Source organism: Priestia sp. RMT2NF4 (assembly GCF_047872835.1).
Taxonomy (GTDB): domain Bacteria; phylum Bacillota; class Bacilli; order Bacillales; family Bacillaceae_H; genus Priestia; species Priestia zanthoxyli.
Genome location: NZ_JBLQZO010000001.1, coordinates 310290 through 333278, shown reverse-complemented (window position 1 = coordinate 333278; position 22989 = coordinate 310290). Strand labels below are relative to the sequence as shown.

The window sequence follows — 22989 nt, the reverse complement described above, 5'->3', positions numbered from 1 at the left end:
CCCGCTTATTTAAGAAGACCTTGCTATAATTCCGTTTAAAAATACATCGATTGCTGAATGGTAAAGCTGCAGGGCATTTTCCGTACTCGTTTTTCGAGACATGCGGCTCATTCCAACAAACAACCCTTCTAAAATTACTGCAAGTTGCTCTGCATTTTTATGAGAAAACTCGCCTTCATCGATGCCCTGTTGCAAAAGTTCCCGGTTAAACTCCACGTGTCGTTTCACCATCTCATCAATTCGCTCTTCGATGTCGCTGCCCTTCTCCTCGTTGTTAAAAAACTCATCCGCAGCTTTCGTAAGAGGATGATTCAAATCATCTAAAATGATTTGCTCCGCTATTCCAAAAAGCTTATCTCTTGTTGTTTTGTAAAGAGACTCTCTTTCTTTCCAGTTTCGTTCCCACTCAAGATCCCATTCGTCTATTAAATAAAGAAAAAGCCCTTCTTTACTTTTAAAGTGATAATAAATATTCCCTTTACTGCTTCCCGTAGCTTCTACAATTTCCTCAATAGATGTAGCTTTATAGCCTTTTTGAGAAAACAATGCTTTAGCGGCATCTGCCACTTTTCTTTTGGTTTGTTCACTTTGAAGCTTTTTTTTATTCAAGCTATTTCCACCGCCCCGTACATTTATTATTTATACTGAACATTCGTTTTGTATTATCTGACACCTATACTACATAGGAAAAACCTTTTTGTCTAGTGAGAAAACCTAGTTTATACCTTTTTATATGAATCATGACCAAAACAAAGCCTCCTAAAAAGGCTTTGCCTAAAAAGCTTACTTGCTAACAGGATAAATGACAGCTGCTTGCCCGCACAGTTTGCATACAAATAAACAAATCATCTGCGCCTTCTTTCCTGTCTTTTACTCATTCAATTTCTTTGTCATAAACACACTGTATGGATCTTCTTTGTAGGTAGAAAACGGTTCGCACTCGTAAAATCCAAAACTGGCGTATAGCTTTCTAGCCGGTTCAAAAGCGGGTGCGGATCCTGTTTCTAAGCTTAAGCGTCGGTACCCTCGTTTTTGCGCTTCATTTATTATGTACTGCAGCAGCTCTCTAGCAATTCCTTTCCGCAAATGAGCGGTAGCTGTTCGCATCGATTTAATTTCTCCGTGGTGCTCATCTAACTCTTTTACAGCTCCGCACCCTGCTAGCTGACTTCCTTCCCACACGCTCCAAAACGTAATATGACGTTGTTTTAAACTTTCAATATCTAGAGCATGAATACTTTCAGGGGGGGAATGTAAGTTCATTCCTTGGAGGTGAGAACTTACTAGTTCAATAACTTCATTGTTCGTTAAGTGGTCTCTTTTTATTTTAATCATCTTCTCTTCCTTCCTGCTACTAAAGGGTGGTCAACTACAAACCGACTTATGAATACATTCACTGCCGACCTTTAAAAATCCTTTTATACACTCCCTTCTTTTTCTCCAGTTATTAAAACAGACTTTGCCAAGCAGATGTTTCATACATTGTTAAACGGAGGTGAAATTCGTTGAAGAAAGTTTTATTTTGTCTTGTCCCTCTTTTGTTTTTATTATCCGCCTGCTTTAGTGATCCTGTTCAAGATGATTTAATCGATTATAACAATCAAGATTTAAAGAAAGCCGCTCAGCTTGAAAAAGAGGCGATTGACGCATACGATTCCGTTACAGGCGCTAACTACACAAGTGACGCTGTTATGTACGATACGATGACGAGTGAAGTCATTCCTACCTATCGTAAATTTGTTGACGAACTGGAAAACATCGATGTAGAAACCGACGATCTTCGAAAGGTTCATGAAGGCTATATAAAGGCTGCCAATACCCAGTATAATGCTTTTATTAAAATTGTCAGTGCTTTGGAAAAGCAGGACCGCAACCTTATTGCTGAGGCAAACGCTATGCTTGATGAAGCACGAAAAGGTATACGCGATTACAATGCAGCTATTAAAAAGCTGGCTAAAGAACATGATGTAAAAATTGAAGAACCAAAAACACAGCGCGAAAACAGCCTATAGTTCCCATGCAAAAAGAAGGTCTCTAAAGACAGTAAGAGACCTTCTTTCGTATGATGTTTCAATTTCTCCACGTTCGTTCAATAAATGAAGAAGAATATCAGGAAATATTGCTTAACGATGCATAATAAGAGGCAATAATTTCTTCATCTGAATGCGGAATTTCGTTTCCTTTTACAAGCTGAGCGCCGTTAATACAGCCGCTTGTAAGTAAGATAATATCATTCGCCTTTCCTAAAGAAAGCGACTTTAATACTCCTTCTGTTCGAGTAGGGGCGCGGTGAATATTGCTTGCGCTCGGATTCGAAAAACCTGTCATCACTTGATCTACAATTACGTTAGGATCATGATAACCTGGGTGATCAACCGTTACGATAATTTCATCAGCTTTTCCTTCAATGGTACGCGCCATTTTAGGCATTTTATTAAAATCTCGAATGCCGATCCCTGCAATCATGACAATCAGCTGGTTATACTCCATCTTTTTTACTTCTTCTACCAAACGCGTAAGGGCAACAGGCGTATGGGCATAGTCTAAAATCACTTTTTGGTTATTAGGACCTTCTATCACCTGAAATCGCCCTTCTGGACTTTCCAATTGAGGAAGTACGCTAATAATATCTTCAATGTGGTATTCAAAGTGAAGAGCTGTACCAATGGCCGCTAGCACGTTAGCAATGTTGTAATCACCATATACAGGCACTGCTACTTTGTATGACTGTCCTTTATAAAGTAAATCAAAGAAAGAGCCTCCTTCTTTGACGGTGATGTTTGTTGCTTGCAGAGTTGCCTCTTTGTTATTTAATAAACTATACGTGACTTTAGGTCCTTCAAATACCCTGCTTAAGTCTTTGCCCATGTCCTGATCATCTATATTAATAACGGCATGTTTGGCCTGTTGAAATAATTTCATCTTGCATTTTTTATAGTGCTCAAACGTTTTATGATACTCTAAATGTTCTTCCGATAAGTTTGTATGAATGGCTACATCAAAATAAATATTTTCTACTCGTTGCTGATCAATCGCAATCGAAGATACTTCCATCACTGCCGCTTCATCACCTCTTGTATACAAATCATAAAAAATTTTATGCAAGTCTACCGACTCAGGTGTTGTAGGCGTACTTTTTTTATAAACTAACTTCTGCTTTGATGACCAAATGCCGGTCGTTCCAATCGATCCTGTTGGCAATTTTAAAAGAGTTAAAAGCGACCTTACGTAAGCTGCTACGGTTGTTTTGCCATTTGTACCTGTAACGCCAATTGTCTCAATTTTTTCATCCGTATAATCAAAATACATTTTAGAAAAAGACGCCATTACTTTGCGAACGTCGTCAACAGCTAAAAACGTACAGTGAGAATACTGAGTGCTCAAAAGACGAAGCTCCTCGATGCTTGTCCCAAAGACTGCTACGGCTCCTCTAGCTATAGCTTCTTTAATATATTGATGTCCATCTTCATTTTCACCTTTTATACTAAAAAATACGGATCCGTCGTGAACTTGTTTTGAATGATATGTGAGATGGGTGATTGTTTGAGATGCAGGCCCAAAAATATGTTTAATTGATAAATTCGTTAATGTATCAAAGTGGATGTTCATAGCTATTCCTCACAGTGTATAAATTTTATTTTTAATATGTTCTAAAATCCCTTAAATACTCTTTGAAGGATATTTTTTCTTTATCTCCATTTATAAAGAGCTTTCTACAATTCAATCTTTTTATTTTGCTTTCATGTGTAGAACGAAAATAAAGAAAAGACGGATCACTATTTTTAAAAACTAAAAGCATGTAAAATATGGATGAACTGTGTATATCATACCAGCAGCAAAAGCCAAGTATTGTAGTAAAATATTCCCCCTACACGTGCAAAACGAAACCCTTCTTTAAAATAATTTCATAGAGTAAGTTGAATCATGATAAATACTTGAACGTGGGTAAGAAAGACTACTGTATGAATCAGTCCCTCCCTTTGCAAAATAACAAAGAAAACATCATAATAAAAGATGCGCAATAACAGCGTGAATGACTTTGCTTTGAAAGGATGGACTACAGCAAATGACGCGTTCTCTTTTAGCAATTGAACCACTTCCTCTTTCGTTTTATCAACAGCCTACGCTTGAACTAGCTCAGTCGCTGTTAGGATGTCTTCTTGTTCACGAAACGGCAGAAGGAGCTGCATCTGGTTTTATTGTAGAAACAGAGGCTTATAAAGGGCCTTTCGACCGAGCAGCTCATAGCTTTAATAACCGGCGCACAAAAAGAACAGAGGTAATGTTCGGTCCTCCTGGTCATGCCTATACGCATACAATGCATACACATTGTTTACTCAATGTTGTAAGCAGCGACATCGATTGTCCAGAAGGCGTCCTCATTCGAGCTATTGAGCCATTTAGCGGAAAAGATTTGATGAAAACTAGACGTCGAGGGATGGAAAATGAAATAAATTGGACAAACGGTCCTGGGAAACTAACAAAAGCACTAGAGGTTTCAATGGATTTGTACGGTCATGATTTAACCACCCCTCCTCTTTATATTGCTCGTGGCTTCACTCCTTCAGCCATTTCCACCGGACCTCGCGTTGGCATTGATAATTCTGGTGAAGCGAAGGATTACCCTTGGCGCTTTTGGGTTACCAATCACCCGTTTGTATCGAAATTCAGGTGAACAAAAGGCAAATAATTTATCAACGAAAATAAAAGAAGCACCTCTTTTTAGAGATGCTTCTTTTTGCTTACGCCCACCACATTTGTGACGGAGTTTCTTCAATTAATACACTTTGTAAGTTTGTAACCGCGCGTTTAAATCCTTCTTCAATCGACATGATTGGATCTTCATGCTCAATGCTGACTACATAATCGTATCCGTATGTGCGAAGGGCACTCATCATATCAGACCACTCTTTTACATCATGTCCGCATCCTACGGATCTAAACGTCCATGCACGCGTTTGGACTTCTCCGTATGGCTGCATATCCGTCAGTCCATACATGTTAATATTATCCTGGTCCAAGTACGTATCCTTTGCATGGAAATGATGAATCGCATTTTCTTTTGCTAAAATTTTAATAGCTCCTACCGGATCAATTCCTTGCCACCATAAATGACTTGGATCAAGGTTAGCGCCAATCGCTGGACTTGTTTTTTCGCGAAGCTTTAGGAGCGTATACGGAGTATGAACTAAAAATCCACCGTGAAGTTCTAAACCAATTTTTACGTTATGCTCCTCCGCTAGTTCTCCAATTTCTTCCCAATAAGGAACAAGCTTATTTTCCCACTGCCAATTCAATACGTCTCCATACTCGTTAGGCCAAGGAGTAACAGGCCAGTTTGGGTACTTCGCTTCTTCGTGATCTCCTGCTGTTCCAGAAAAGCAGTTAACCACTGGAACATCTACTAATGATGCTAGTTGGATGGTCTTGCGAAGCGTTTCGTCAGATTCTTTTGCAAAACTTGCCTCAGGTGAAATAGGATTGCCGTGGCAGCTAAATGCGCTGATTGTAAGTCCGCGGTCTTTTATTTGCTTCATATATGCTTCTCTTTTCCCCTCATCTTCAAGCAGCTCATCTAGCGGACAATGGCTGTTTCCCGGATAGCCTCCCGTTCCGATTTCAACAGCATGAAGACCTGCTGATTTTACTTTATCTAACATCTCTTCAAAAGAAAGATCCGCAAATAAGACCGTGAATACTCCAAGTTTCATTTTAATTTCCCCCTGTGCGATATATTTCATCAATAATAGCTGAGACTTGAAGCGCTTCTTGTGGCTTTACTACTAATTCAGCATTTCCTTTACACGCTTCAACGAAATTTTTAGCCTGACTTAAGCTGTAATCATCTTCTCCATCTATCCAAGGTGACGTACTGTTCATGAGCATACCGTTTTTGGACGTGTATAGTTCAAACGGAAACACGCTTAAACCGCCCTCTACCCCTGATATGCTTACGTGCTCTTCATCATCTTCGATATTAGCAGCCCAAGAAGTTTCTAAAAGAAGCGACGCTCCATTTTCAAATTTAATATAGGCCGTTACATGATCATCCACGCTGAATGCTTCATGATCAAATGCTCCCCATTGATTTAATTGGTTAGGCGTTTTACTCAGGTCATTATATGTACTTCCCAGCACTTCAGTATGCTTTGGGTTTCCCATCAGCCAAAGCGTTAAATCAAGCAAATGGCAGCCGTAATCAATTAAGCTGCCTCCTCCTTGAAGATCTTTGTTCGTAAATACCCCCCAACCGGGAACCTTTCGGCGACGCATTGCTCTGACACGTGCAACTAATGGGCGCCCTACCTCTGTCATCATTTTTTTCGCTGCCTGCGCTTCTTTCATGAATCGGTAATGATACGCAATCGCTAACTGCTTACCTGATTCTCTAGCAGCAGCAAGCATTTCTTCACCTTGCTCTTTAGACATCGCCATCGGCTTTTCACATAGAACGTGAACGCCTGCTTTTAGCGCTTCTACTGCAAACTCGGCGTGAAATTTATTAGGTGTACAAATACATACAGCATCCACTTCTTTAAACATATCTTTGTAATCAACAAATACGTGAGGGATATTATGTTCATTGGCTACCTCTGTGGCTCTTTCACTATTAATATCGCTAAGCCCCCAAATCACACATTCATCACCCAGTTGTTTGAATGCCGGGATATGCCTGCTTACAGCAATCCCTCCTGCTCCGATTATGCCAATTCTCACGTTTTTCACCTCTTACACGCGCGTAATTTGTTTCGTTTGACTTGATTTTAAAGCTGCTAAAATAACAGCAAGTGATTTTAATCCTTCTTCACCAGGAACCGGAGATTCTTTATCTTCTGCAACTGCATCTACAAATTGTTCAATGACGTGAGAATTACTTTGTCCGCCTTCATCGTTCGACTGGATTTTTCCTAATTCATAGTTCACCACTTCACCCGTTGCATATTGTGCAACTAATGAATACGTCGGATCGTCCTCTAAACGAAGAATCCCTTTCTCGCCGTAAACAATCGTGGAGTTATCTTCTTTTCCATTGTAAGCCCAGCTTGCCGCAAGCGTCCCGATAATCCCGCTTTCCGTTTTTAATACGCACACAGCATTGTCGTCTACATTTGCAAAGTCTTTTGCATTGCTTTCCACGAATGCACCGACTTCTACAATTTCTTCATTTAATATGTAGCGGAGCATATCGGTTTTATGAACGCCTAAATCCCCCATAGCACCAATAAACGCTTCGTCTTTTTTGAAGAACCAGCTTTCTTTTCCGTCCACGCTCCAGCCTTCAGGACCACCGTGGCCAAAAGCCGTACGGAAACTATAAATTTTACCGATTTCCCCTTTTTCAATAAGTTCACGAGCTTTTTGATGAGAAGCTACAAAGCGCTGATTATGTCCGATCATTAGTTTTTTACCGTTTGTTTTTGCTGCTTCAATCATCGCTTTCGCTTCTTCTTCTGATGTTGCCATCGGCTTTTCACACAGAACATGAACTCCGCTGTTTAACGCTGCAACCGAAATAGGTGCATGAAGATAATTGGGCGTACATACGCTCACTGCTTCCACTGTACCGCTTGCTAAAAGTTCTTCATAGTTTGTGTACGCTTTTACACCGTACTGCTGTGCTACGCTGTTTGCACGTTCTGTGTTTATATCGCAAACGGCTACTAATTCTACTTGTTCATTCATCTTATATTCTGGTAAGTGACGGTGTTGCGCAATGCTTCCGCACCCAATAACGCCAATTTTTACTTTTGCCATCTTTCCTATCCCCTTTGCTTAAGCATTATTCATTAGTTTTTAACAGCGATTGATTCAAGCGGTTGCGCATTGCCGTAAACAGGACGTTTTCTCTCTGCCGGCTTCGCCCATTTAATAGCATTCATAATGACACGCTGAATGTCTTTGTTATGGTATGTTGGATATGTTTCATGTCCAGGTCTGAAATAAAATACTTTTCCGTTTCCGCGTTTGTACGTGCAGCCGCTTCTGAAAATTTCTCCGCCTTCAAACCAGCTCGTGAAAATCAGTTCATCAGGTGCTGGAATATCAAAGTGCTCTCCGTACATTTCTTCGCGCTCAAGCTCGATAAATTCACCAATACCTTCCACAATCGGATGGCTCGGCTCTACTACCCACAAGCGCTCTTTTTCATCTGCTTCACGCCATTTTAAGTCGCAGCTTGTGCCCATTAACGTTTTAAAGATCTTGGAAAAGTGACCTGAGTGTAAGACAATAAGCCCCATACCGTCTAGCACGCGCTGCTTTACTTTCTCAACGATGTCATCTTTTACTTCGTCATGTGCTAAATGACCCCACCATACTAAAACATCCGTTTGATTTAATACTTCTTCAGTCAACCCGTGTTCTACTTCGTCTAATGTTGCTGTGTGCGTACGAAATCCTCCTTCTTCTAAGAAAGAAGCGATGGCACCGTGAATGCCTTCAGAGTAAATTTCTCTTACAACCGGATTTTTCTGTTCATGACGATTTTCGTTCCATACTGTAACATTAATCATTTTCATATCCCCTTTTTTTTGTGAATGCTAACTTATATCCCCTTTTTTTATCAATGCTAAACTTTGGTTAACCGGTTAACTTACTGTGGTTCACTCGCGCTTAGCAGTCGAATCTCGAATAACAAGTTCAACCGATAATTTTACATGCTGCAGCGTGCTGAAACGGTGTTCGATTGCTTGAATAACAGACGTCGCGGCGACGACTCCTTTGTTAAATACATCTTGACGAATGGTTGTTAGACTTGGAGATGCATAGCTGCTAAACGTAATGTCGTCAAACCCTACGATTGAATAGTCTTGCGGAATTCTTTTCCCCTTTTCTTGCAGTGCTTTCATAATCCCAAGCGCCAGCGTATCAGAGGATGCAAAAACCGCCCGAATATCCTTATGCTCTTGCAGCAGCTTGCTCCCTAAATTGTAACCGTTATCAAAGGAACTTTCGTTCACTTCAAAAACAAACGTCTTTGATGGTGTAATGCCCGCTTCTTTTAATGCTTTCTCGTAGCCTATATACCTCTTTTTATCCACTGGACTATTGACGAGGTGATGAGCAACAAAGGCGATTTCTTTATGCCCCAAACTCACTAAATGTGTTGTAGCGAGATATCCTCCATACTCATCGTCTACAGAAATATGATGATAATCACGTTCGTACCTTTCGTATGTATCAACTAGCACAATCGGATTCGATAACGCTTTCATTTTCTCATACAATCGATGCGGGAAGGCTCCTAAAAACAGAAGACCATCAATATTTCTCGTTCGAATCCATTTTAGGCAATCAGCTGGGCTACTCACTCCAGATATGACTAGATCATAACCATGCTTACGGATTACATATTCAATTCCACTAATCATTTCACTGTAATAATGGTTATCTTTAAATATAGTAGAAAGTGAATCATCTGTAAGCGGGAACATCACGCCAATCATATTTGACTTTTGTTTCGAAAGACTAACGGCGGTTAAATTTGGTTCGTAGTTTAATTCTTTTACCGCTGTTAAAATTCGCTCTTTTGTTTCATCGGATACTTTGTTAATTCCGTTTAAGACGTAAGATACTGAAGCTGCAGACACCCCTGCATGCTTTGCTACATCACGAATCGTTATCTTTTCTCCCATAAAATCTCTCCAGTTAAACGGTTAACTATTTACTCGTTCATTATAATTCACTCCTTTATTGTCAGTCAACGTATTTTTCAAATTATCTGTTAACTATTATAATATCTTCCTAGATTGGTATGTTTTAAGCAGTGACAAGATGTATTGACACCTGTTAATCTTTGAAACGTACATATAAAGTTCGGTGCACAGCACGCACCGATCCGTGATAAAAGGGGCGTTCAAAAGGATTTCAGGAGGTACTTACTTTATGTTTAAGAAACTAGCAATTATTGGAGCACTAGCAGTTCCTATGTTCGGCATGAGTCACGGGGCAAATGCCGCTGAAACAACCCATCGCGTAAAAGCCGGAGAGACTCTTTACAAGATTGGCGCTGAATACGGCGTTACGGTTAAACAGTTAAAAGAAGCGAATCACAAATCTACCGACTCTATTAATGCAAATGAAACATTAACAATCCCTAACTCTATTAGCGAAAGCGATAAAGAATTGTTAGCTCGCCTTGTACAAGCTGAAGCAAAAGGTGAACCTTACGCTGGCAAAGTGGCTGTAGCAACAGTCGTTTTAAACCGCGTGGATAGCGATTCTTTCCCAAACTCTATTCATGATGTCATCTATCAAGGTACACAGTTTACACCTGTACAAAACGGTGAAATTAATAAAGCAGCGGATGCTGAAGCAAAAAAAGCTGTAAATGAAGCACTAGCGTTTAGAGGTCAAGGAAAAGGTTCGTTATTCTTCTTTAACCCAGATAAAACAAGCGACCAATGGCTTCGTCAAAAACAGGTTACGATTACAATCGGAAATCACGTTTTTGCAAAATAAACAAAAAAGCACTCAGATGAGTGCTTTTTTTAATATGCAACAAGTAAGCTTAACAGAACAGCTATAATAATAATAGGTAATACGTATTTAACTAGAAAGAACCATGCGTTGAATAATTTAGCGCCTTTTGTACTTCCTGAAATAAACTCTTCATACACGGCTTCTTTTTTCATTTTAAATGTCACAAAAATCGCAATGGCTAAACTTCCAAGAGGCAGCATTAAATTGCTCACAAAAAAGTCAGCTACGTCAAATATACTTCTGCCAAAAAGTGAGACATGTTTTAGTACACCAAACGAAAGCGCTGATGGGATACCTACTACAAACACAAGAAGCCCTGATAAAGAAGCGTAGCGAGTTCGTTTTGTCTGATCGTCTTTAGTTAAAGCAGCTACGATAATTTCCAGCAGTGAAAAAGCAGACGTAAGCGTAGCAAATAGAAATAAAATTAAAAACAGTGCTAAAAAGACGGTGCCAAACGGCATTTTCTCAAATACTGTTGGCAAGACCACAAACAAAAGTCCAGGTCCTTCGGTTGGCTTTAATCCGAATGAAAAAACAGCTGGAAAAATAGCCAAGCCTGCAAGCAGCGAAACAAACAAGTTCAAAATAGCAATGGTGCCAGCTGAACGCGTCAAGCTTACTTTTTTCCCTAAATAAGAGCTATATGTCACCATGCAGGATAATCCTACGCAAAGCGAGAAAAACGACTGACCGAGCGCATAGAGAACAGATGACCCTGTAATGGCTGAAAAATCCGGTTTTAAAAAGAACTTTACTCCGTCCATAGCTCCGTCTAATGTTAAAGAGCGAACCACAATGATAATAAAACAGATAAATAACAGCGGCATCATGTATTTATTAGCACGCTCTATGCCTTTTTGTACGCCTTTTGAAATAACAAACACTGTAATTAATAAAAACAGCGCCTGTGCACCTAATACCACATAAGGTTGGCTAATGACGGCATTGAACAACGGACCGTACTCTTTTCCGCTTAGCATACCGGTTACGCTCATAATCGTATATAAAATCACCCAGCCGCCAACGACGCTGTAAAAGGAAAGCAAAACGACACAGCTGAGTACTCCCAGCCTGCCAATCCATACCCAAGCGGACTTTGGAGCAATTGCTTTATAAGCACTAATCGCTTCTTTTCCCGTATGTCTTCCAATGATAAATTCTGCCAACAGAAGCGGCAATCCAATAAAAATTGTAAATAAAATAAACAACGCAAAAAATGCTCCACCGCCACTGGTTCCGGTTACGTATGGAAATTTCCATATCGCTCCTAGACCAATTGCTGCCCCAGCAGATGCTAAAATAAAACCGAGGCGTGAAGACCACTGATTTCCTTTACTCATATAATGTTACTCTCTCCTCTTCTAAACTCAAAACTCACCTGATTAGTACTGTACCATAAATGCAGAAGAAAATCATTCCCGTTTTACTTTTTTCTATAAAACGATATCTATATAGAATAGAAAAAATGAAGAAGCAGCTGCCTCTTCATTTTGAGTTTGATGTTTCTATTCAAAAATTATTCTCTGTACGATGATTCGTCTCCACGGTAGGCTTCTTGATTTGATATTTCTTCAATATGCATATGCCCTTCTCTCTCTAAACGAAGAACCGTACGCTCTGCATCTTCATAACTCTCGCACGTCACTTGTTTATATTCCATATCGTCTTTATCTGTGTAAGCCACTAAATATGTTTCCATTTTAACTCCTCCTATATAAACTATATGTAACGTATGTTGCCTTTTTCGTTTATTTCTAAACATATAGGCTCCAAACATAAAGCCTAGCATACTATAATAGCGGAACTTCAATTTAAAAAGTTGAATTTTTCATTATGCACCGATGCAACATGGAGGTTACGCTTATGACATTTATTTTATCATTCGTACCAATTGTTGTTCCTTTTGGTATTTTAATTAGCTTAATTGCTTTTACAGCTGCTTTTTTACAATCAAAAGAGCATCATAAAAAGCTCTAGCTTACAAAAGCTAGAGCTTCTTTTTAAAAACGTCTATAGCGTTTAATCAGTCCCACAATAATAGCAATTGCTAATAAAACAATCGAGATGATAACAGTAATGACAATTGGCTGATTTCCACTTTGTTTCACCGCAATGGCAATATAAGCCCAAATAAAAACAAGCGGATAAACAGCGTCTCGGTTTTTTAATGTAAACATAATGCCCAGCGCAGCCCCTACCAGCAGCATAATAATCGTCCATGCTAATTCATTTAGGCCAAGCAAGTGCTGTATTCCATTTGCTTGAAATACGACAAATACATTAACAATAGTCGCAACAGAAATCCATCCAAGATAAAGCGAAATCGGCAGACGCATAAACCATGTCGTCATCCGAGAATGCTGAATAATGGAATATACAATCATTAATGTGCCTAAAATAAAGAGCATAACTAAAAGGGATAACTTATAGTAATCGTTTTGGAAAATAAAGATCCACGCACTATTTAACAAACAGTTTAGAAAAAACCAAATGCCGATACGTGCATATATTTCCTTTTGATCTTCTCTTGCAAAAAATTGGCGTATAACCCAAATGGTTAATAACAAATAAATAACGCCCCAGATAGCAAAGGCATAACCGGCTGGTGTAAACAACGTAGGAACTTGCGCAGAAGCCTCTGCCGTTGTTTTGCCTCCTATTGGAATCGCATTTGCTAAATAATTCACAAGAAGTGTAATAGCCAAGCCTACTGTATTTAATACAGCATACAAACGAAATTTTGCCATTTTGTTCTCTCCTTTCTTCTATTTATATGGGAATGTTTCGGAGACGAAAACGGCTCTTCCCTTCATTAATACCTCTTCTTCCCTAAAAATATGCATTTTTAAACAAAAATGATTAAAAATAGCTTCAAGAAGCTACCTCTTTAAGAGATAAAAACCGTTAGGGAACAATTTTCCATAACGCTTTCTATTTTTCAGAATATATGGTAAGTTAAACATAGACTAATAGGAAGTCCACTAGGGGTGCCGACCGGCTGAGACAAGTTTTCTTGATCCCTTTGAACCTGATCTGGCTCATACCAGCGTAGGAAAGTGGCAATGTTCAGTTTTGTACTGTCCTTTGCCACTCCGTTTATAAACGGAGTGTTTTTTATTTCCTTTATGTGCTTGTTTGTGACTTCCTCATATTAAAGGAGGATTTTGATGTCATTTTCATCTCAATTAAGACAAGAAGCAAACTATATTTACGAAGCCATTTTTAACCACCCTTTTATTAAAGGAATTGCTGAAGGAGACGTGCCAAAAGAGGCGCTTATTCACTACGTTTCTCAAGACTACGAATACTTAACAGCATTTGTCCGCATTTACGGCGCTGCTTTAACAAAATGCCGCACGCGTACCGAAATGGAAGCCTTTAATGCCGGCATTTCTACGGTATTACATAGTGAAGTACACCCTCATAATAATTTTTGTGACGTAGCAGGCGTACGCTATGAAGACCTCCACACTGAGGCTCTTTCACCAACGGCCAGCCACTACATTAACCATATGACAAGCGTTGCGCATACAGGCAGCTTAGCGGAAATCATTGCCGTGCTTCTTCCATGTCCGTGGACGTACGTTGAAATTGGCCAGCGCATTACGGAACAAGTAAATCCATCTCCTTCTCATCCTTTTTATGAATGGATTCAGTTTTATAATAATGAAGAAATGAATGGCACAACACAATGGTTTTGTAACAAGCTTGATGAACTCGCCGAACAAGCGACTGAAGAAGAACGTAATCGTATGAAAGATCACTTTATCAAAAGCTGTGAGCTGGAGTATTTATTTTGGGAAATGGCGTATACACAAGAAAAATGGCCGCTTTCTCAGCTTTCACTTTCAAAATAACGAAAAAGCCTCCTATCAGGAGGCTTTTTATTTCAATAATTTTTTAATCATTTTCAAGTTTTGTTTCTCTGAAGGATAGCGGAATGACAAATCAAACTTGGTTGTTTGAGACAGCATGCTTTTAAAATGAGAAAATGTCTGAAAGCTGTCTTTTCCATGATATTGGCCCGTACCGCTTTCTCCAACTCCGCCAAAGGGTAAATATGGCGTAGCGATATGCATAAGCGTATCATTTATACAGCCTCCTCCAAATGAAAGACGCTCCGTTATGACATTTTGTACATTTGCACTTTCCGTAAACAAGTAAAGAGCTAACGGCTTAGCTTTTTCTTGAACTTTATGAATAACTTCGTCTAGCGTTTCGTATTCAATCATAGGAAGAATAGGCCCAAAAATTTCTTCTTGCATAACGTCTGATGTCCAGCTTACTTCACTTAACACCGTAGGTTCTATTGTGAGCGTACTTTTATTATACCCGCCTCCAACTATAGCGTTTCCGTCTTTTAAAAACTCAACTAGCCGAATAAAATGGCGCTCACTGACAATACGGCCGTAGCGCTCACTTTCAAGCGGATTACTACCGTAAAATTGATAAATCGCTTCGCGAAGTTTCTCCACTAGCTTCGCTTTTACCTTTTTATGCACGAGCAAATAATCGGGAGCAACGCACGTTTGGCCTGCATTCATTCCTTTGCCAAACATAATTCGCTTCGCTGCAAGATCTAGGTTTGCATCTTCATGTACAATGCACGGACTTTTTCCTCCTAGCTCCAGCGTGACGGGAATAAGCTGCTTCCCTGCTTCTTGCATAATAATTTTCCCTACATTTACACTTCCCGTAAAGAAAATATAATCGAGGGGCTGTTTTAAAAGCAGGCTCGTCGTGTCTACAGCGCCTTCAATCACGGTCACAAATGCGGGATCAAAAGCCTCAGCTAGTAATTCTTGTATAACCCGAGATACGCTAGGCGTTAATTCAGAAGGCTTTATAATCGCCGTGTTTCCAGCGGCAATCGCTCCTACTAAAGGAGACAGCGCTAATTGAAACGGATAGTTCCACGGAGCAATAATTAACGCGACTCCATACGGTTCAGGAACAATTTTCCCTTTAGAGCCCACGTGTGTTAAAGCGGTTTTTACTTTTTTAGGCTTCATCCATTTTGCTAAATGCTTAAGCGTAAACCGAATTTCCTCTAGTAAAATCCCAATTTCCGACGTGTACGCCTCTACTTCAGATTTATTCAAGTCTTGTTTTAAAGCATCCATAATTCTCTGCTCGTTTTGTTTGACTGCGTCTCTGAGCTTATTCAGCGCTTGAATGCGGCTGCTGATGCTCTTTGTCTTTTGTGCATAGAAATACTGCTTTTGTGTAGAGACAATATGTTCAATGACCGTTTCATCTGTGATATAGAATTGCTCGTGGTTCATCTCTTTCATCTCCCTATAAACATTCAGCTTCAACTGTAGCAAGCAAGCTTTTTAATAGCTCAACTGCCTCGTTTAAAGCCAATGAATAATATCTCTGCGTTCCTTTTTGCTCAATTTGCACAAGCTTTTGATCACGTAAAATTTTTAAATGATGAGAAATTGCCGGTCGTGATAAAGTAGACTCGTTTGCAATTTCATTAACGGTTAAAGGCTCTTTTTCCGCGAGCAGCAAAATAATATCTTGTCTTGCTGAATCACTTAGAGCCTGAAAAATAGGAATGCTGGCACGAAATAACTCCACTGCTTTTTCACTCATAAATATTCTCCTTTATTTAATTTCTTGTGTTCTGCGGACAACGGATGAAAGCCACTTTCTTGGTACAAAGCGCGGGATGAAGGTGGCGAGACGAAACTGTACTCCTGGTACGATAACCGTCTGCCCTTTCATAAATTTTTTATAGCCCGCTTTAGCAACTGCTTCTACATCCATTGCACCGCTTTGAAAAAGCTTGGAATTGCTCAGCTGAGCCCGGTCGCTAAAACCCGTTTTAGTTGGACCCGGGCATAGAGCACTTACCGTTACATTGGTACCTCTTAATTCATTTTCAAGGGCCTCTGTGAAAGATAATACGTACGCTTTCGTTGCGTAATACACTGTCATAAGCGGACCCGGCATAAATGCAGCAACGGACGCAATGTTTAAAATTTTCCCGTGATTTCTTTTGACCATATCGGGTAAAAATAATTTTGTTAAATGAGTTAATGCTCGGATATTTAAGTCAATCATGTTTAACTCTTCATCTAAAGCTGTTTCAATAAATTTACCGTATAGTCCAAAACCTGCATTGTTCACTAAATAATCAACGTGCATTTCTTTATTTTTAAGTTCTTCATACAGTGACTGTATCTCTTCTTCTCTTGATAAATCCTTTACAACCGTTATTACGTCAATATTATAAGTAGATTTTAAATTCTCTCTAATCGCTGTTAGTTTATCAGCACTTCTGGCAACTAAAATTAAAGAATGGCCATCCTTTGCGAATTGATAAGCTAACTCTTTACCTATTCCTCCGGACGCACCGGTGATGAGCGCATAATGCTGTGACATAGTGTTCACTCCTTATGTTTATATGTTCAAGAACTTAAACATTTAAACTTATCTTATAGGATTCATTTTTTCCCGTCAACTGTTTTCTATACTCTCCTTTTCTTTTATGTTTTCCATTTTTGCCATTTGCGCATTTCTGTACATTTTTTTACAAAATATGCGTTTTCTTTACATAGAAGGCTAATGTCGTCTAGTTTTGACAACCTTTGTCACCTAGCAGGAAAACAAGTGAAGATATGGTGAATACAACATACAACAAATAATCCATTACATAGTTGGATGAAAATAGATAAGGGAGGAAATGAAAAATGATGGAGACGTATACAATTAAAAAAGTAAGTGATCAATTAGAGGTAGAAAAGAAAACGTTAAAACAATGGGAAAAATTATTGGGCAGCTATTTAACAATTGAACGAGTAGATGGGGCCCGTGTCTATACAGAGGAACAAATTGAATTATTTAATGATATTAAACAGCTGTTTGATGAACAATGTACGTTAGATGAAGTCAAAGAATATGTTCAGCTGCTAATAAAGGAACAAGAAGAGCAGGAGCATTTAGTGATGGAATCAGAGGCAGCGGTTTCAAAAGAAGAAGAACCAGCAAAGTTGAAAACTGCTAAAAAAGAAAACGTCATTGATTTTCAAGAACACTCCAATAAACAAATGAAGCAAGAAAAGAAAAAAGCTGCTGAAAAGCAGGAAAGCATTTCAGAGAATAAGCAAGAGAAGACCCCTCCTATACCTGAAGCACGATTAGCTACTGAAGAAGAAAAGCAGGCTATTTCTGCTTCTATTGAAGAACCAAAACCAAACGACCTTGTCGTGAATGAAAAAGAGCTGCTTCAAGGGGAACTAGTAGAAGCTGTTCGCCGCTATGAAGATGTGTTTGAAGTACTTGATACGTTTAAAGCTGATTTGTTAAAAGAAATGCGAGAAGGAATGCGAAATGAAGTTCGGGAAGAAATTGTCGGAGAAGTAAAAAAAGAGCTTGAAAAAAGTGCTACTCAAACTGTAGAAATGGTGGAGTCGGTCGGGGCATATATCTCTGAGTCTTCAGAACGCAGCGCAAGAGATGTAGAAAATATGTCTAAAAAAATTATCCGTTCTAACGAAAAATCGTTTGATGAAGTCACTTCTTTGATTGAAGATTATTCAACAATTGCGGAAGAAAAAACAGAGGATATGCGCCTGTTCATGAAAGATGTCATGGAGAATGCGGATGAATCCTCTAAAGAAATGCAGTATTTATTAGACCGATTCTCAAGCAATTCTACCGTTGCAATGAATCAAGTAAAATTTATGGTTGAAAAATTAAATAATTCTTCAACTAATACGACAGAAGAGCTTCGTGATTTAATTGATTCGATGAATGAAGAACGAGTCTATTATTTGAAAGAAATGGAGAAAGAGCGTAAGCTTCATCGTCAAAGCGTAGCTGAACGCGAAGAAATGTTTAGTGATTTTGTCCAAACCTTCAGACAAACCGCCGCTGCTGATATGAAGCGAAAACGGAAGTGGTGGAAGCTGTTTCTCTCCTGAAAACACCGGCCCTATGATAATAGGGCCGGTGTTTTTTGATGGTATAAGCACTAGTAGTTTGTCTATACGAAACGTTAAGGTAACCTATGCTGATGAGACGTTATACTTTGAAAAGCATGATAGCCGCTTACCGATACGCCTATAGTCCCCGCTCCCGGAAACACTGTATCTCCGCACAGCCACAGCCCTTGTAAGCCAGATCGATGCGAAATGCTGTTGAACAAGGCATGATCTAACGTTTGCGGAAAGCCTCCCACTCCGCCGTTTGGGCGAGAAGTGAACCTTTCCCATGCTTTAGGAGCTCCTGAAATTTGATGCTCTGCTTCTTCAATGTTAGGAATGATAGTTTTAATTCCTGCTATCATTTTTTTCTCAAGAACTTGTTTTTGAACCTCATAGGTTTCCTTGTTACTCCACTTGCTAAGCTCAATGTGAGTAGATGCTGTAATTGTACGCTTGCCTTCCGGCGCACGAAAACGATCGTCAGGATGGGACACGGAGATAAATAAATGATTTCCTTCCGTCATCTCGCCTTGTTCGGATTGAAGCACTTGCTGAAACAACTCTACCTTCTGCGGAAGATCTCTTTCATCAATCGCAACATACATCGAAAACGTTCCCCACTGCGGAAGCTCGCTTTTTTCTTTGGCCCTCTTATGGATATGTTGGTAATCTTCATCATGCAGTAAAGACTTTAAGCTTTGAATTGGCGCGTTGCATACAACGTCTGAAGCGCGGTAGCGGTTACCTCTATGATCATGCACAATCCACTCGTCGTTATCACGCTCTATCTTTACTACTTTCCTTCCTAGAGTCGTTTTTCCTCCGTTGGCTTTAATAGATTTTTGCAGGGCTTCTGCGACTTTGTATAAGCCACCGTTCACATAGAAAGCTCCTTCGTGATAAATATCCAACGCTAGACATCCGATAAGCATTGAACAGTTCTCACTCGTTGTCTGCATGCTGTCTATTAATTGACCATCAATAAAATGAATAAAGTCCGTTTCGTCTAGCAACCTGTGTTTTTTTAGTAAATGACTAAACGATTGATGAAAATAAGGTAATAACTTCACAGACCCAAGATTTAACGAACTTACCAGCCTACTCCACTCACCGATTGTGAGAGGAGGAAGAACCGGCAGCGGCCGCATGAGCTTGCGAATTTCTTTTGCAACTCTAAAAATACTTTCATAGAAGCTCCTAATATTCTTCGCTTTATGAGGAAATTGTTTTTGAAGATACGAAATATGCTGATACCGGTCTTGATAATAAATTAGTGTACGATGTGGAAGATGAACTTTCATGATTTTCTCAAGAGAAATCTTTTCAATTTCTAGGCCCAGGTACGTGCTGATTCGCTCATGGATCCCTCCGCGCTCAAACCCCATTCCAAGCGTCGCTCCGACAGGAAATGTATAGAGATGGCGCTGAAATTTCCCGGCACAGCCTCCCCACTCTCGAGAAGCTTCTAAAACCGTCACTTCATAGCCATGTTTAGCTAAAAGCGCTCCCGCTGTTAACCCACCTATTCCTCCACCTATTACAACAACTTGCTTATGCATGTTTTCACCTTCTTTAACTCTTTCTTCTATTGTGCAAAAAAAAGAAGCTCACCGCAATTTAGAAGCGGCTCGTTACGGCAATAAAAAAGCTGTGAATGATCTCACAGCTTTTTGGCTTATTTCGTAATCACTCCACAAACAATTCGATCTCCTGAGTTTCCTGAAGGATCTGTTGTGTAATCGTCTACTTTATCATGTATCACTAATGCCGACCCATCCATATCTATAAGAGAATTCGGCTTTCCTTCTTGCAACGTCACAAGAGAAGCAAAAATTTCGGTATCTACTTTTCCATTTGGCGCAACTTCTAAGTTGGGCACGTCACCCGCATGCGGGCCTTTTGTATTTTTAAAGCCGTGTTCACGTTTAAAAGGATTAAAATGGGCCCCTGCTGTTTTGAAATCCGGCACCTCACATTTTCCTATTTCATGAATATGAAATCCATGTCTCCCGGGTGAAAGACCTTGAGCAGTTAATTTAATTTGCACACCGTTCTTTGCTTCTGTCAGCGTAGCCTCTCCTACTTTTTTGCCTGACGTATTCGTTAAATCTACTTTAACAGGTCCTACCGATACCTCGCTCGTTTCTTTCGCTTCCTCGGTTTTCAGGTGGTTTTCATGAGCGTTATTTTGCTCTTTTACCATGCTGCATGCTCCTAACAATAACAGAACAAAGACTACGCATCCGTTCATTATCAACTTTTGCATCCGTGATTCCTCCTTTTGCTTATTTATCACCATCCTTTCACTATTTTCCTTTTTTTAGACATCAAAAATAAGATTGAGACATACGTTCACCTTACCAAAGAAAAAATCCGAACGAGTTGGATTCTTAATGAAGAACCTCAATTCATCGTTCGGATTTTCCTTCAACTAAAATACTTTGTTTTAACGTCTTACTTTTGTTTAAAGTTGTATTCTTTTTCCGTTCCGTTTGAAAAACGAACTTCTAATTCAAACGACTGAAAATCTTTTTTTAGGCCAAACGCATCGATTACTTCCTTTTTTACATCTTCATCGGGGGTGCGCTGATCAAAATTTAACTTTTTAAATGTTGAAGATAATTTATTAAACGCTTTGTCTCCGTTCAAGTGCTCATCGTTAATATTATCATCCACTTTGGCTTCTATCTCATCGTTTTCATTTTCATAGTCGGCTTCATAATCATTATTAAGCCCCTTGTAGTCTACTTCTAAATCAAATTTTGAAAAGTTAAAAGATGTGTTTTCACTTTGATTATCATAGCTCATCGGCGTTCCGCCATTTGTCACGCCTTGTTTATTTTGAGCTTCTCTTGCGGGTGCCGCATCATCATTGTGGCATGCTGAAAGTACGCTCATACCTATAAGGGAAAAGAATATGAAAAAGGGTCTTTTCTTCATTGTATTTCCTCCTTTGACTTCACTCTTCCTTCCCTTTATGTCCACAAATTCAATTTATATACGCCTTCACTAGAAAACCCCGCTCTCTAAAAAGAAAGCGGGGTTTTTCGTCTTGTTTATTTTACATTAGAATAAGAAATACTGTACATGCTGTTAAAATACGTATTATAAAGAGCTTGAACAGCACGGTCTAAAGCGTCTGCTTTCACACCAAACATCATGCTTACCTCAGAAGAACCTTGGTTAATCATTTCAAGATTCACTTCAGCACGAGCAAAAGCTTCTGTAGCTTTCGCAGCAATTCCTACTGTACTATTCATTCCCTCTCCTACTACCATAACCATAGCAAGATCACGTTCAATAAAGATTTCATCTACTTCAAGTTCTTTTTCAATTCGAGCAAATACGCGTTTTTCCACATCTGGCGTAAGCTGATGCTCGCGCATGATGACAGAGATATTATCAATTCCTGAAGGAGTATGTTCGTATGAAATACCTTCATCTTCTAAAATTTCAAGCAATCTTCTGCCAAAACCAATTTCACGGTTTAATAAGTATTTGCTCACATGAATATTGCAAAAACCTTTGTCACCAGCGATTCCAACTACTGGCGTATCGCCGTGAGGGCGCTCAGCTACAATGAATGTACCTTTTGCTTCAGGATTATTTGTATTCTTAACACATACAGGAATGCCTAGTTTATAAACCGGCTCTAGCGCTTCATCATGGAAGACAGAAAAACCTGCATAGGATAGTTCACGCATTTCTCTGTATGTGACTTCTTTCATTTCATGAGGCTTTTCCACAAGTCTTGGATCTACGCTGTAAATAGCATCTACGTCAGTAAAGTTTTCATACAAGTCAGCTTTTACTCCTGCTGCTACAATTGAACCTGTAATATCTGACCCACCGCGCGAGAACGTAACCATGTTCCCTTCTTCAGAGTAGCCAAAAAATCCTGGAATCACCAAAATGCCCGAACGCTCTCTTAGCTGCGGCAGTTTTTCATAAGACAGTGGAAGCACTCTTGCTCTTCCTGGTTCATCAGAAACAAAAATACCTGCTTCTTTTGGATTTACATAATGAGCTTCAAACCCTAAATGGTTTAAATAAGCAGCCATTACCTTTGCGTTATTATCTTCTCCACTTGCTTTGAGACAATCTAATAAGCGAAACGGATCGTTTTTATGTAAATCAATAAGTGATTGTAAATTCGCAATAATATCAGTAATAATCGTTTCTGGCATAGACAAGTCAACCACGATTTCACGATAGCGATCGATTACTTGCCCAAACTCATCGACGTAATCTTCTCCAAGCTGTATTTTGGCAGAAAGTGCGATTAACAAATCTGTCATTTTTGTATCTTCTCCGTATCGCTTGCCCGGAGCTGATACAACTACCAGCTTTCTCTCTTTATCAGACGTTACAATATGCGCAACCTGTTTAAATTTCTCTGCGCTTGCAACTGAACTCCCGCCAAACTTCGCAACCTTCATGTTTGAGACACTTCCTTACTTTGTTTTTAATATTCGATTATTGTACCATATTTTATCAAGTAGAAAAGCTTATCTATCTAACTTTTCTAAAAATTAAAGGAATACTACCGTAATTGTACTCTCATAAA

Annotated in this window: 23 protein-coding genes and 1 riboswitch; of the genes, 5 read left to right on the top strand and 18 right to left on the bottom strand. The window is 39.4% G+C overall.

Annotation, left to right across the window (positions count from 1 at the left end):
• Positions 1-9 precede the first annotated feature (9 nt).
• Together ACMX9J_RS01645 and ACMX9J_RS01640 are read right to left on the bottom strand one after the other, a co-directional pair.
• The gene (locus ACMX9J_RS01645; protein WP_028413510.1) at positions 10-609 is read right to left on the bottom strand and encodes a TetR/AcrR family transcriptional regulator; all 600 of its coding nucleotides are present in this window, start codon (positions 607-609) and stop codon (positions 10-12) included.
• 261 nt (positions 610-870) lie between these two features.
• Positions 871-1332, bottom strand: a complete 462-nt coding sequence (locus tag ACMX9J_RS01640; protein WP_223546665.1) for a GNAT family N-acetyltransferase — start codon at positions 1330-1332, stop codon at positions 871-873.
• A gap of 173 nt (positions 1333-1505) precedes the next feature.
• On the opposite strand from ACMX9J_RS01640, the gene ACMX9J_RS01635 reads away from it, so the two are divergent.
• A complete protein-coding gene (locus ACMX9J_RS01635; protein WP_013082979.1) occupies positions 1506-2012 on the top strand; it encodes a hypothetical protein in 507 nt (168 codons plus the stop codon).
• A 97-nt stretch (positions 2013-2109) separates the two neighbouring features.
• Here the strand turns inward: ACMX9J_RS01635 and ACMX9J_RS01630 are convergent, their stop codons facing one another.
• Positions 2110-3609 (bottom strand): UDP-N-acetylmuramoyl-L-alanyl-D-glutamate--2,6-diaminopimelate ligase, encoded by a 1500-nt coding sequence (locus tag ACMX9J_RS01630; RefSeq protein ID WP_034265732.1) that lies wholly within the window; start codon positions 3607-3609, stop codon positions 2110-2112.
• Positions 3610-4066: 457 nt separating this feature from the next.
• On the opposite strand from ACMX9J_RS01630, the gene ACMX9J_RS01625 reads away from it, so the two are divergent.
• Positions 4067-4675, top strand: a complete 609-nt coding sequence (locus ACMX9J_RS01625; RefSeq protein ID WP_034265730.1) for a DNA-3-methyladenine glycosylase — start codon at positions 4067-4069, stop codon at positions 4673-4675.
• A gap of 67 nt (positions 4676-4742) precedes the next feature.
• Here the strand turns inward: ACMX9J_RS01625 and ACMX9J_RS01620 are convergent, their stop codons facing one another.
• The 5 genes from ACMX9J_RS01620 to ACMX9J_RS01600 form a co-directional block, all read right to left on the bottom strand.
• Complete coding sequence (locus tag ACMX9J_RS01620) at positions 4743-5711, bottom strand: sugar phosphate isomerase/epimerase family protein (protein WP_416225326.1); 969 nt, start codon at positions 5709-5711, stop codon at positions 4743-4745.
• A gap of 1 nt (position 5712) precedes the next feature.
• A complete protein-coding gene (locus ACMX9J_RS01615) occupies positions 5713-6717 on the bottom strand; it encodes a Gfo/Idh/MocA family protein (RefSeq protein WP_050688715.1) in 1005 nt (334 codons plus the stop codon).
• Positions 6718-6729: 12 nt separating this feature from the next.
• Positions 6730-7755: a Gfo/Idh/MocA family protein gene (locus tag ACMX9J_RS01610; protein ID WP_033578851.1), complete on the bottom strand. Its 1026-nt coding sequence runs from the start codon at positions 7753-7755 to the stop codon at positions 6730-6732.
• Positions 7756-7787: 32 nt separating this feature from the next.
• A complete protein-coding gene (locus tag ACMX9J_RS01605; protein ID WP_028413517.1) occupies positions 7788-8513 on the bottom strand; it encodes a ThuA domain-containing protein in 726 nt (241 codons plus the stop codon).
• A gap of 90 nt (positions 8514-8603) precedes the next feature.
• Positions 8604-9635, bottom strand: coding sequence for a LacI family DNA-binding transcriptional regulator (locus tag ACMX9J_RS01600; RefSeq protein WP_099330893.1), 1032 nt, complete (start codon positions 9633-9635; stop codon positions 8604-8606).
• A 250-nt stretch (positions 9636-9885) separates the two neighbouring features.
• Here ACMX9J_RS01600 and ACMX9J_RS01595 point away from each other — a divergent pair, with 250 nt between their 5' ends.
• A complete protein-coding gene (locus tag ACMX9J_RS01595; protein WP_028408694.1) occupies positions 9886-10461 on the top strand; it encodes a cell wall hydrolase in 576 nt (191 codons plus the stop codon).
• 29 nt (positions 10462-10490) lie between these two features.
• Here the strand turns inward: ACMX9J_RS01595 and ACMX9J_RS01590 are convergent, their stop codons facing one another.
• From ACMX9J_RS01590 to ACMX9J_RS01580, 3 genes are all read right to left on the bottom strand, one after another.
• Positions 10491-11825 (bottom strand): sodium-dependent transporter, encoded by a 1335-nt coding sequence (locus ACMX9J_RS01590; protein WP_099330892.1) that lies wholly within the window; start codon positions 11823-11825, stop codon positions 10491-10493.
• Between the two features lie 176 nt (positions 11826-12001).
• Positions 12002-12184 (bottom strand): hypothetical protein, encoded by a 183-nt coding sequence (locus tag ACMX9J_RS01585; protein WP_013056847.1) that lies wholly within the window; start codon positions 12182-12184, stop codon positions 12002-12004.
• Between the two features lie 301 nt (positions 12185-12485).
• Complete coding sequence (locus tag ACMX9J_RS01580) at positions 12486-13232, bottom strand: TspO/MBR family protein (RefSeq protein ID WP_028413520.1); 747 nt, start codon at positions 13230-13232, stop codon at positions 12486-12488.
• Between the two features lie 226 nt (positions 13233-13458).
• Positions 13459-13557: riboswitch (TPP riboswitch) on the top strand.
• Between the two features lie 95 nt (positions 13558-13652).
• On the opposite strand from ACMX9J_RS01580, the gene tenA reads away from it, so the two are divergent.
• Positions 13653-14342: a thiaminase II gene (tenA, locus tag ACMX9J_RS01575; protein WP_048021155.1), complete on the top strand. Its 690-nt coding sequence runs from the start codon at positions 13653-13655 to the stop codon at positions 14340-14342.
• 27 nt (positions 14343-14369) lie between these two features.
• Here tenA and ACMX9J_RS01570 read toward each other — a convergent pair whose 3' ends face one another.
• The 3 genes from ACMX9J_RS01570 to ACMX9J_RS01560 are packed head-to-tail and all read right to left on the bottom strand — an operon-like array spanning position 14370 to position 16878.
• Positions 14370-15770 carry an aldehyde dehydrogenase gene (locus ACMX9J_RS01570; RefSeq protein ID WP_416225325.1) on the bottom strand — a complete coding sequence of 467 codons (1401 nt, stop codon included), beginning with the start codon at positions 15768-15770 and terminating at the stop codon, positions 14370-14372.
• A 13-nt stretch (positions 15771-15783) separates the two neighbouring features.
• Entirely contained in the window at positions 15784-16086 is a 303-nt protein-coding gene (locus tag ACMX9J_RS01565) for an ArsR/SmtB family transcription factor (RefSeq protein ID WP_033578848.1), read from the bottom strand.
• Between the two features lie 12 nt (positions 16087-16098).
• A complete protein-coding gene (locus ACMX9J_RS01560) occupies positions 16099-16878 on the bottom strand; it encodes an SDR family NAD(P)-dependent oxidoreductase (RefSeq protein WP_028413524.1) in 780 nt (259 codons plus the stop codon).
• A gap of 308 nt (positions 16879-17186) precedes the next feature.
• Here ACMX9J_RS01560 and ACMX9J_RS01555 point away from each other — a divergent pair, with 308 nt between their 5' ends.
• A complete protein-coding gene (locus tag ACMX9J_RS01555; protein WP_028413525.1) occupies positions 17187-18419 on the top strand; it encodes a helix-turn-helix domain-containing protein in 1233 nt (410 codons plus the stop codon).
• Positions 18420-18493: 74 nt separating this feature from the next.
• Here ACMX9J_RS01555 and ACMX9J_RS01550 read toward each other — a convergent pair whose 3' ends face one another.
• The 4 genes from ACMX9J_RS01550 to ACMX9J_RS01535 all read right to left on the bottom strand — a co-directional run bounded on the left by ACMX9J_RS01550 (position 18494) and on the right by ACMX9J_RS01535 (position 22861).
• Positions 18494-19981 (bottom strand): phytoene desaturase family protein, encoded by a 1488-nt coding sequence (locus tag ACMX9J_RS01550; RefSeq protein ID WP_416225324.1) that lies wholly within the window; start codon positions 19979-19981, stop codon positions 18494-18496.
• Positions 19982-20097: 116 nt separating this feature from the next.
• Positions 20098-20688, bottom strand: coding sequence for a superoxide dismutase family protein (locus ACMX9J_RS01545; protein ID WP_416225323.1), 591 nt, complete (start codon positions 20686-20688; stop codon positions 20098-20100).
• Between the two features lie 188 nt (positions 20689-20876).
• Positions 20877-21362: a YusW family protein gene (locus ACMX9J_RS01540; RefSeq protein ID WP_028413528.1), complete on the bottom strand. Its 486-nt coding sequence runs from the start codon at positions 21360-21362 to the stop codon at positions 20877-20879.
• A 116-nt stretch (positions 21363-21478) separates the two neighbouring features.
• On the bottom strand, positions 21479-22861 hold the full coding sequence (locus ACMX9J_RS01535; protein ID WP_028413529.1) for an aspartate kinase: 1383 nt from the start codon (positions 22859-22861) through the stop codon (positions 21479-21481).
• Positions 22862-22989: the final 128 nt, after the last annotated feature.